The sequence below is a fragment of the Streptomyces sp. CNQ085 genome (genome assembly GCF_022614595.1).
Lineage (GTDB): Bacteria > Actinomycetota > Actinomycetes > Streptomycetales > Streptomycetaceae > Streptomyces.
In genome coordinates this window covers 24,189-34,690 of sequence record NZ_JAJFAU010000007.1, presented here as the reverse complement: position 1 = coordinate 34,690, position 10,502 = coordinate 24,189, and the positions used below count along the sequence as shown (strand labels likewise).

The window sequence follows — 10,502 nt, the reverse complement described above, 5'->3', positions numbered from 1 at the left end:
CCTCCGGCCGCAGTTCGCCCAGGCGCTCCACCACCGTCTCGGACCACACCTTCGGCTCGCTGGCGGGGATGACGGCCAGGACGTCGGCCAGCAGGTCGTACCCGGCCGCCGCCGGAGCGGAGAGCGCGGGGAGGGGTCAGCCGCGTCCCGAGGCTGAGCCCGACGAACGGCGGCCGGGAGCCGCCGAGCGGATGCGTACCCTCGTCGAGTCGAACGCCTCGGCCGTCCTGGTCATTCCCGGCGCGGACCCGGCCGGTCCGGACTGGCCGGGCCAGGGCTGCTGCGAGGCCCGCGTCGTCACCCCCGAGGGGGATGTGCTCCTGCTGGTCCCGGCCGCCTCTCCGGCCGCCCGGGCCGCGGCCCATGCCCGGGACGGCGACCTGGCCGCCGTGATGGAGATCACCGATGTGGCGCCCGTCGCGGTGCCCCACCGCGTCCGCGGCCGGGCCAGGGTGACGGGCTGGCTCACCCCCGTGTCCGGCGGGGAGTGGGCGGCCCGTACCCGGCTGCGGGCCGAACGGCACCCCTCCGGGCCTCTCCCGGGCCCCGCGTGGACACCGCTGCGGCTGGAGGTCGGCGAGGGGTGGATCGGCGACCTGCGGGGCGAGGGACACGTCGAACCGGACGAGTTCGCCGCCGCGTCCCCCGACCCCCTGGCGCGCCACGAGGCCGAACTCCTGCAGCACCTCGCCGCCGCCCACGATGACCTGCTGCGCGGGCTGTGCTCGTTTCCGGACGAGCGCGGGCGGGCGTGCGAAGTCCGGGAGGCGGTGGTGCCCGTGGCTCTGGACCGCTTCGGGCTTCGGGTCCGGTTCCGCACGGGCGGGCGGATCTTCGACGCGCTCTTCGACTTCCCCCGGCCGGTGCGGGACGTCTCCGGGCTGCGCCGGGCGATCCGGGCCCTGTTCGAGGCGGGCTCCGCGTCCTGACCGAACCGGGCCGGCGTGGAAACCGCGAGGGCCGGCGTGGCTGCGGGGCCTCAGGTGCCGACGGGCCCTCAGGGCTTCTCCGGCGGCGCGCCCTCCCCCCGCAGCCGGGCCCGCACCCGCTCCGCCACCTCGGCGTACCGGGCCTCCGCCCCGTACCGCGTCGGCTCGTAGTAGCGCCTGCCGTGGACGCCGTCCGGGGCGTACTGCTGCGCGGCGATGCCGCCGGGCAGGTCGTGCGGGTACCGGTACCCCTCGCCGTGGCCCATCTTCCGCGCGCCCTGGTAGTGGCCGTCGCGCAGATGCAGCGGCACGGGGCCGGCCAGGCCCGCCCGTACGTCCGCCAGGGCCGCGTCGATCGCCAGGTAGGCGGCGTTGGACTTCGGGGCGAGGGCCAGGGCCACGGTCGCCTGGGCGAGCGTGATCCGCGCCTCGGGGAGGCCGATCATCGCCACCGCCTGGGCCGCGGCCACGGCGGTCTGCAGGGCGGTGGGGTCGGCCAGGCCGATGTCCTCGCTGGCGGAGATCATCAGCCGCCGGGCGATGAACCGCGGGTCCTCTCCCGCCTCGATCATCCGGGCCAGGTAGTGCAGGGCCGCGTCCGCGTCCGAGCCGCGGATGGACTTGATGAGCGCGCTGGCCACGTCGTAGTGCTGGTCGCCGTCGCGGTCGTACTTCACCGCGGCCCGGTCGACGGCCTCCTCCAGCGTCGCCAGGGTGATCTCGCGCTCGCCCTTGGCCAGGGCCGCGCCGGCTCCCGCCTCCAGCGCGGTGAGCGCGCGGCGCGCGTCCCCGTCGGCCATCCGCAGCAGATGCGCCTCGGCGTCCTCCGGCAGCTCCACCGACCCGCCCAGCCCGCGTTCGTCGGCGACCGCGCGGCACAGCAGCCCGCGCAGGTCCTCGTCGGTCAGCGGTTCCAGGGTGAGCAGCAGCGAGCGCGACAGCAGCGGGGAGATCACCGAGAAGTACGGGTTCTCCGTCGTCGCGGCGATGAGAGTGACCCAGCGGTTCTCCACGGCCGGCAGCAGCGAGTCCTGCTGCGCCTTGCTGAAGCGGTGGATCTCGTCCAGGAACAGCACGGTGTCCCTGCCGTAGGCGCCCGAGGAGCGCCGCGCGCCGTCGATGACGGCCCGGACCTCCTTGACCCCGGCGGTGATGGCCGACAGCTCCGTGAAGCCCTTGTCGGTGGCCTTGCTGACGACGTGGGCCAGGGTCGTCTTGCCGGTGCCCGGCGGCCCCCACAGGATCACCGAGGACGGCCCCGCGGGCCCCTTCCCGCCCTCGCCGACCAGACGGCGCAGCGGGGAGCCGGGGCGCAGCAGGTGCTGCTGGCCGACGACCTCGTCGAGGGTGCGCGGACGCATCCGGACCGCCAGGGGGGAGGCGGACGGGTCCCTCTCCTGGCGCTCCTCGGCCGCGGCGGTGAACAGATCCGGTTCCACGGAACGCAACCCTAGGTCACACCGCCGACAGTCGCGCCGGGACGCCCGGGGCGGGTACGGCCGTCAGGGCCGACAGCGGCTCAGCTCGTCCAGAAGTCCCACCAGCGGGTCAGGATCAGCATGCCGATGATGCCGACGTGGACCGCCGGGATCACCCAGTGGAACTCCCGCACACCCTCGCGCAGCCAGGCCGGGGCGGGCAGGAAGCCGTTGTGGATGCCGCGGAAGGTCGTGTACCAGAACATCAGCAGGGTGGCGACCCAGGCCAGGTTGCACCACAGGCACAGCGCGCCGATGTTGTACAGCGACTGATACATCAGCCAGGTGCAGAAGCCGACACCGAAGAGCATGCCGGCGTTCATGGTCAGCCAGTACCAGCGGGGGAAGCGCGCCCCGGCCAGCAGGCTCATGCCGACGGCGACGATCATGCCGTAGGCGACCAGGCCCAGCACCGGGTTGGGAAAGCCGAACACCTCGGCCTGCGGGCTCTCCATCACGCTGCCACAGGAGACGATCGGGTTCAGGTCGCACGCCATGTCCAGCGTGTCCCCGGCGAGTTCGGCCTCCAGCAGCCTGAACTTGTCGACCGTGATCACCCAGGCGGCGAGCACCCCGGCCAGACCGGTGATCACCAGCAGCAGGGCGTAGGCGCGCCCCGCGCCCACGGCACCCCGTGCGGGCGGCCCGCCGCCGTCGTCACCGGTACGGGCCGCTTCGTCCCGGGGTGCCGTGGTCATTGTCATGGTCGAGTCATCCCGTCGTCTCAGGTGGGGTTCTTCATTGTGCACAACGCACAACGAGTCAGACGAGATTCCGTCGCAGTTCCGCCACCACACCGTCCAGCGGCACCGGGACCTGCTCGCCACTGCCGAGGTCCTTGACCTGGACGATCCCCTCGGCCAGATCCCGCTCCCCGGCCACGACGGCGTACGCAGCCCCCGAGCGGTTGGCCGACTTCATGCCGTTCTTGAGACCGCGGCCGCCGTGGGCGAAGTCCGTGGCGATCCCCTGTCGGCGCAGCTCGGTGACCACCCCGAACAGCGCGCGCCGGGCCTCCTCCCCCAGCGGGACGGCGAAGACCTGGGTGCGTGAGGGCCGCGGGAGCTCCACACCCTCGGCCCGCAGGGCCAGGACCGTGCGGTCCACGCCCAGCGCCCAGCCCACCGACGGCAGCGGCGGGCCGCCGATCATCTCCGACAGGCCGTCGTAGCGGCCGCCGCCGCCGACGGCGGACTGCGAGCCGAGCCCGTCGTGGACGAACTCGAAGGTGGTGCGGGTGTAGTAGTCCAGGCCGCGCACCAGCTTCTGGTCGTCCTCGAACTCCACTCCGGCCGCCGCCAGCAGCCCGCGCACCTGCTCGTGGTACTCCTTGCACGCCTCGCACAGGTGGTCGGGCATCATCGGCGCGCCGGTGAGCTGCTTCCGCACGGCCTCGCGCTTGTCGTCCAGCACGCGCAGCGGGTTGATCTCGACACGGGCGCGGGTGTCCTCGTCCAGTTCGAGTCCGCGCAGGAAGTCCTGGAGGGCCGCGCGGTAGACCGGGCGGCACTCGCGGTCGCCCAGGGAGTTCAGCAGCAGCCGGAAGTTCCTCAGCCCCAGCGAGCGGTACGCGTCCACGGCCAGGATGATCAGCTCGGCGTCCAGGGCCGGGTCCTCGGCGCCCAGGGCCTCGGCGCCGACCTGGGAGAAGTGCCGGTAGCGACCGGCCTGGGGGCGCTCGTAGCGGTACTGCGAGCCTGAGTACCAGACCTTCACCGGCAGCGCGCCGCGGTGCAGGTTGTGCTCCAGCACGGCGCGGACGACCGGCGCGGTGCCCTCGGGGCGCAGCGCCAGGCGGCTGCCGCCCTTGGTGGTGAGGGTGTACATCTCCTTGGTCACGATGTCGGTGGACTCCCCGACACCGCGGGCGAACAGCTCGACGTTCTCGAAGCCGGGGGTCTCGATGTAGCCGTAGCCGGCGCGCTTCAGCGGCGCGGCGATCGCCTCGCGCACCGCCAGGTAGTCGGCCGACTCCGGAGGGGTCAGGTCGTAGGTGCCCTTGGGGGCGGAGAAGGTGCTCACGTCTTCTTCGTCGTCACATTCCTCGTCGGGGGGCGGTGGCGCCCCCTGTGCCGAACGGGCCGCCGGCGGCCACCTCCCGCAGGAACGGGTTGGCGGCGCGTTCGCGGCCGATGGTGGTCTGGGGACCATGGCCGGACAGCACCACGGTCGAGTCGTCCAGGGGCAGGCACACGCGTGCCAGCGACCGCAGGATCTCGGCGTGGTCGCCGCCGGGCAGGTCGGTGCGTCCGATGGAGCCGGCGAACAGCAGGTCGCCCGAGAACAGCACCGGCGGTACGTCGGCCCGCTCGGGCATCCGGAAGGTCACCGACCCCCTGGTATGGCCCGGCGCGTGCGAGACGGTCAGCTCCAGCCCGGCCAGGGACAGCACGGCGCCGTCGGCCAGTTCCTCCACGTCGTCCGGCTCCCCCACGGAGAGCTCGCCCATCAGCGGCTGCCCGATGGAGCGGCCCAGCCACTTCTCGGGGTCGCTCATCATCTCCCGGTCCTCCGGGTGGATCCAGGCGGGCACGTCGTGCGCGCCGCACACCGGGACCACGGAGGCCACGTGGTCGATGTGGCCGTGGGTGAGGACGACGGCGACCGGCTTGAGGCGGTGTTTGGCTATGGCCTCCTCGACGCCTTCGGCGGCCTGGTGGCCCGGGTCGATGATCACGCACTCCTCGCCCGCGGCGGGGGCGACCAGATAGCAGTTGGTCCCCCAGGCCCCGGCGGGGAACCCGGCAATGAGCACGATCGTCCTTCGGTCGTCCGGCAGGGATGCCGCGGCCGTCGAAACCGGCCTCCGGCAGCGGTTACAGAGCCTACCGGCGACGGGACGGAGCCCGCGAACCCGTATCCCGTATACCGTACGGCCCAAGCTGTGGCACACGTGTGCGTACGCACGCCTCGTACAGACGCCCCGTAGGATTCGAAGGAGACGACCCGTGGTCAGCAGTGAGCAGCGGCGCAAACAGCTCGCCCGCGAGAAGTACCTGCGTCAGCAGCAGAGGCGGGCCGAGGCACGGCGCAAGGGACGGATCCGCAACGCCTCCATCGCGGGCGGCCTGGCCCTGGTCCTGGCGGCCGGCGGCGCCTACGCGGCCGCGGGCGGCCTGGCCGCGGACGACGAGAAGACCGACAACGCCTCCCCCGAGCCCTCCGCCCCGCCCACCAGCAAGGCCCCGGACCCGTGCGAGAAGCCCGCGGAGGGTGAACCGAGCGGGAAGCACTGGGAGAAGGAGCCGAAGATGTCGATCGACACCTCGGCCACCTACACGATGAAGCTGGAGACCACCTGCGGCGACATCGAGATCGAGATGGACGCCGCCAAGACGCCCCGCACCGTGAACTCCTTCGAGTTCCTGGCCGGCGAGGGCTACCTCGACCACTCCCCGTGCCACCGCCTGGTCAACCAGGGCATCCACGTGCTCCAGTGCGGCGACCCGACCGGCACCGGCACCGGCATGTCCGAGGACGGCGGGATCCAGCAGCCCGGCTACACCATCCCGGACGAGAACCTCGACGACCCGAAGGTGAAGGAGGGCACCTACCCGGCGGGCACGGTCGCCATGGCCAACCGGTACAACGCCCAGACCGAGGAGAACCGGGACAGCGGCGGCAGCCAGTTCTTCCTGGTCTACGAGGACAGCCAGCTGCCCCCGGACTACACCCCCTTCGGCACCGTCACCAAGGGCATGGACGTGCTGCAGAAGATCGCCGACGCCGGTATGACACCGGACCCGCAGACGGGCAACACCAAGCCGAACGCGACCGTGGTGATCGACAAGGCGACGGTACGGAAGCGGTGACCCCCGGCGACCGGTGCCGCGCCCGTGCCGGGCGGCCGCTCCCGGGCTGCCCAGCGCCCGGATTTCAGTCGCCCTGGATGCGGACAGGGCGGGCACCGGTCGCCTATGTTGGGCGTTGTACGGGGTGCCCGCGCCGACGGCCGGGCGAACCTCTCGGCCGGGCGCCGTTCCCATCCGGCTGCCGGCCGTATGACAACTGTGGACGATGCCGGGGAGCCCACGCCTCCCGTCGGCATCATGTGGAGGAGGCGCTGTGAGCAGCGACCCGTGGGGCCGCGTCGATGAGACGGGGACCGTTTACGTGCGTACCGCCGACGGCGAGAAGGTCGTCGGCTCGTGGCAGGCCGGAGCCCCCGAGGAGGCCCTGGCCTACTTCGAGCGCAAGTACGACGGCCTGGTCGTGGAGATCGACCTCCTTGAGCGCCGGGTGAAGACCACCGACCTGTCGGCCAAGGACGCCCTGACCGCCGTCGGGCACCTGCGGCAGCAGGTCGGGGAAGCGCACGCGGTGGGCGATCTGGAAGCCCTGGGCAGGCGGCTGGACCAGCTCACCGAGCTGATCGAGACCCGCCGGGAGGAGCGCAGGGCCGCCCGGGCGCGGCAGGCCGACGAGGCGCGCGGCGCCAAGGAGGCGCTGGTCGCCGAGGCCGAGGAACTCGCCGCCAGCGACCAGTGGCGGGCCGCCGGGGAGCGGCTGCGCGCCCTGGTGGACACCTGGAAGGGCCTGCCCCGGCTGGACCGCAAGTCCGACGACGAGCTGTGGCACCGCTTCTCGCACGCCCGCTCGGCCTTCTCCAAGCGGCGCAAGGCCCACTTCGCGTCGCTGGACGCACAGCGCGAGGAGGCCAGGCGACGCAAGGAGAAGCTGGTCGCCGAGGCCGAGTCCCTGTCCGGCTCGACGGACTGGGGGCCGACCGCCGCCCGCTACCGCGAGCTGATGCAGGACTGGAAGGCAGCGGGCCGGGCCCAGCGTGAGCACGAGGACAAGCTGTGGCAGCGCTTCCGCGGCGCCCAGGATGTCTTCTTCGCCGCCCGCGGCGAGGTCTTCGCCGAGCGGGACGCCGAGCAGCGGGAGAACCTCGCCCGCAAGGAGGAACTGGCCGCCGAGGCGGAGAAGCTGCTCCCGGTCACCGATCTGAAGGCGGCCCGTGCGGCCTTCCGCGCCGTCAACGAGCGCTGGGACGCCATCGGCCATGTCCCCCGGGACTCCCGGGCCGGAATCGAGGGCCGGATGCACGCGGTGGAGCGGGCGATCCAGGAGGCCGAGGAGGCCGAGTGGCGCCGTACCAACCCCGAGGCCCGGGCGCGGGCGGAGGGACTGACCGGCCAGCTCCAGGACGCCGTGGACAAGCTCCGCGCGCAGATCGAGAAGGCCCGCGCGGCCGGCAACACCGCCAGGGCTCAGAAGCTGGAGCGGGAGCTTGAGGGCCGCCAGGCCCTGCTGGACCAGGCCCTCAAGGGGCTGCGGGAGTTCAGCGGCTGAGGGATCGGTCGCGCGGTGCGGCCCCGGCGCCTTCTGAAGCGAAGACGCCGGGGCCGCACCGGTGTGCGCGCCGGGCTACGACCGGCGGGCCGAGGTGACGCGGTAGACGTCGTAGACGCCCTCCACCCCGCGCACCGCCTTCAGCACGTGGCCCAGGTGCTTGGGGTCGCCCATCTCGAAGGTGAAACGGGAGATGGCCACTCGGTCCCGGGAGGTCTGGACGGCTGCGGAGAGGATGTTGACGTGCTGGTCGGACAGCACCCGGGTGACATCCGACAGCAGCCGGGAGCGGTCCAGCGCCTCGACCTGGATGGCGACCAGGAAGACCGAGGACTGGGTCGGCGCCCACTCAACCTCCAGCATCCGCTCCGGCTCGCGCGAGAGCGAGTCGACGTTGACGCAGTCGGCGCGGTGGACGGAGACTCCGTTGCCGCGGGTGACGAACCCGAGGATCGGGTCGCCGGGCACGGGGGTGCAGCAGCGGGCCAGTTTGACCCACACGTCCTCCACACCCTTGACGATCACGCCCGGGTCCGCGCTGGAGCGCCGCTTGGCGCGACGGCGCATGGGCGGGGCGGTCTCGGCGATGTCCTCGTTGGCGGCCTCCTCGCCGCCGATGGCCTGGATCAGCTTCTGGACGACGTTCTGCGCGGAGACGTGGCCCTCGCCAATCGCGGCGTAGAGCGCCGAGATGTCCGGGTAGCGCATCTCGTGCGCCTGGGTGACCAGGGAGTCGCCGGTGAGGATGCGCTGGATCGGCAGGTTCTGCTTGCGCATGGCCCGCACGATGGCGTCCTTGCCCTGCTCGATGGCCTCCTCACGGCGTTCCTTGGAGAACCAGGCGCGGATCTTGTTGCGGGCGCGCGGCGACTTGACGAAATTCAGCCAGTCGCGGGAGGGGCCCGCCCCGGGCGACTTGGAGGTGAAGACCTCCACCAGGTCGCCGTTGTCCAGGGTGGACTCCAGCGGCACCAGGCGCCCGTTGACGCGGGCGCCGATGGTGCGGTGGCCGACCTCGGTGTGGACGGCGTAGGAGAAGTCCACCGGGGTGGCGCCCGCCGGGAGCGCTATGACGTCGCCCTTGGGCGTGAAGACGAAGACCTCGTTGCGCGAGAGGTCGAAGCGCAGCGATTCCAGGAACTCACCCGGGTCCTCGGTCTCCTTCTGCCAGTCCAGCAGTTGCCGCAGCCACGCCATGTCGTTGACGGCGTCACCCTTCCTCGCGGGCGCGTCGGTGCGGACCTTGGAGGCGCCGGCGACGGCCTCCTGCTTGTACTTCCAGTGCGCGGCGATGCCGTACTCGGCGCGGCGGTGCATGTCATAGGTGCGGATCTGCAGCTCGACCGGCTTGCCACCCGGCCCGATGACCGTCGTGTGCAGCGACTGGTACATGTTGAACTTGGGCATCGCGATGTAGTCCTTGAACCGCCCCGGCACCGGGTTCCACCGGGCGTGGACGGTCCCCAGCGCCGCGTAGCAGTCGCGGACGGTGTCGACCAGGACGCGGATGCCCACCAGGTCGTAGATCTCGGCGAAGTCGCGGCCCCGCACGATCATCTTCTGGTAGACGCTGTAGTAGTGCTTGGGGCGGCCGGTGACGGTCGCCTTGATGCGGGCGCCGCGCAGATCGGCCTGGACCTCGTCGATGACGGTCGCCAGGTACTCGTCGCGCTTGGGCGCGCGCTCGGCGACCAGGCGGACGATCTCGTCGTACATCTTGGGGTAGAGGATCGCGAAGGCGAGGTCCTCCAGCTCCCACTTGATGGTGTTCATGCCCAGGCGGTGGGCGAGAGGAGCGTAGATCTCCAGCGTCTCGCGGGCCTTCTGCTCCTGCTTCTCCCGCTTGAGGTAGCGCATGGTGCGCATGTTGTGCAGACGGTCGGCGAGCTTGATGACCAGTACCCGGGGGTCCTTGGCCATGGCGACGACCATCTTGCGGACCGTCTCGGCCTGGGCTGCCTCGCCGAACTTGACCTTGTCCAGCTTGGTGACGCCGTCCACCAGCAGTGCCACCTGGTCGCCGAAGTCGCGACGCAGGGTGTCCAGGCCGTACTCGGTGTCCTCGACCGTGTCGTGCAGCAGCCCCGCCATCAGGGTGGCCGGGTCCATGCCCAGCTCGGCGAGGATGGTGGTGACGGCCAGCGGGTGGGTGATGTACGGGTCGCCGCTCTTGCGCTTCTGCCCCCGGTGCCACCGCTCGGCGACCTGGTAGGCGCGCTCGATCTGTCGCAGCGTGGCGGTGTCGGCCTTGGGGTCGTTGCTCCGGACGATCCGCAGCAGCGGTTCCAGCACGGGGTTGTAGGGACTGGAGCGCTGGACGCCCAGACGGGCCAGACGGGCACGGACCCTGTTGGAGGAACCCGAGCGCCCGGAGACGCCCGAGACAGCGCGAGTGGCCGAGACCTTGTCCCGGGAGGCCGCGTCGTCGCGTTTCCCGCCTGTCGGCGAAACGGTGGACGGAGACGGCTTGGGGGCACCGCCGCGCTTCCCTGCCGCGGTGGCGCCCGCCGCCGAGGACTTCGCCGGCCTGCCGGCGTCCTGCTGCTGCGCTGCGGTGAGCGGCTTGGCCTCGTCTGGCAAGGGCAACTCCTCGGTGGGCCCCTCCTCGCCGGCCACGGCGCGCGGAGGGCTGTTCCGGCCGGGAACGGGCCGGACTGCCATGGTAGCCACCCCGGCCCCGAACGATCCGGGCACAGGTGCGGGGTGGCGTCGGACGTCTTCGAGGGTGTCACAGGCAGAGGGCCGGACGTGACGGAGGGAACGGCCCGGAGCGCTCCGGGCCGTCCCCTCCGCGAGGTCG

The 10,502-nt window shown here is 72.1% G+C and carries 8 protein-coding genes; 3 read left to right on the top strand and 5 right to left on the bottom strand.

Annotation, left to right across the window (positions count from 1 at the left end; all coding sequences use genetic code 11):
* Window positions 1-929 (top strand): hypothetical protein (locus tag LJ221_RS02825; protein ID WP_374228357.1); only part of this gene is annotated, 929 nt, incomplete at its 5' end.
* 68 nt (window positions 930-997) lie between these two features.
* On the opposite strand, the gene LJ221_RS02820 is transcribed toward LJ221_RS02825, so the two are convergent.
* From LJ221_RS02820 to LJ221_RS02805, 4 genes are all read right to left on the bottom strand, one after another.
* Window positions 998-2,368, bottom strand: a complete 1,371-nt coding sequence (locus LJ221_RS02820) for a replication-associated recombination protein A (RefSeq protein ID WP_241713420.1) — start codon at window positions 2,366-2,368, stop codon at window positions 998-1,000.
* A gap of 80 nt (window positions 2,369-2,448) precedes the next feature.
* A complete protein-coding gene (locus tag LJ221_RS02815) occupies window positions 2,449-3,105 on the bottom strand; it encodes a vitamin K epoxide reductase family protein (RefSeq protein WP_374228359.1) in 657 nt (218 codons plus the stop codon).
* A gap of 64 nt (window positions 3,106-3,169) precedes the next feature.
* Window positions 3,170-4,429, bottom strand: coding sequence for a histidine--tRNA ligase (hisS, locus tag LJ221_RS02810; RefSeq protein ID WP_241713416.1), 1,260 nt, complete (start codon window positions 4,427-4,429; stop codon window positions 3,170-3,172).
* A gap of 13 nt (window positions 4,430-4,442) precedes the next feature.
* Window positions 4,443-5,162, bottom strand: a complete 720-nt coding sequence (locus LJ221_RS02805; RefSeq protein WP_241713415.1) for an MBL fold metallo-hydrolase — start codon at window positions 5,160-5,162, stop codon at window positions 4,443-4,445.
* A 193-nt stretch (window positions 5,163-5,355) separates the two neighbouring features.
* On the opposite strand from LJ221_RS02805, the gene LJ221_RS02800 reads away from it, so the two are divergent.
* Window positions 5,356-6,219 (top strand): peptidylprolyl isomerase, encoded by an 864-nt coding sequence (locus LJ221_RS02800; protein ID WP_241713411.1) that lies wholly within the window; start codon window positions 5,356-5,358, stop codon window positions 6,217-6,219.
* Between the two features lie 253 nt (window positions 6,220-6,472).
* Window positions 6,473-7,702 carry a DUF349 domain-containing protein gene (locus LJ221_RS02795; protein ID WP_241713410.1) on the top strand — a complete coding sequence of 410 codons (1,230 nt, stop codon included), beginning with the start codon at window positions 6,473-6,475 and terminating at the stop codon, window positions 7,700-7,702.
* Window positions 7,703-7,777: 75 nt separating this feature from the next.
* Here LJ221_RS02795 and LJ221_RS02790 read toward each other — a convergent pair whose 3' ends face one another.
* Entirely contained in the window at window positions 7,778-10,282 is a 2,505-nt protein-coding gene (locus tag LJ221_RS02790) for a bifunctional (p)ppGpp synthetase/guanosine-3',5'-bis(diphosphate) 3'-pyrophosphohydrolase (protein WP_241713409.1), read from the bottom strand.
* Between the last annotated feature and the right edge of the window lie 220 nt (window positions 10,283-10,502).

Excerpts from the sequence above, each read along its gene's own strand:
- LJ221_RS02815 (WP_374228359.1), bottom strand. The coding sequence starts at position 3,105 with ATGACCACGGCACCCCGGGACGAAGCGGCCCGTACCGGTGACGACGGC.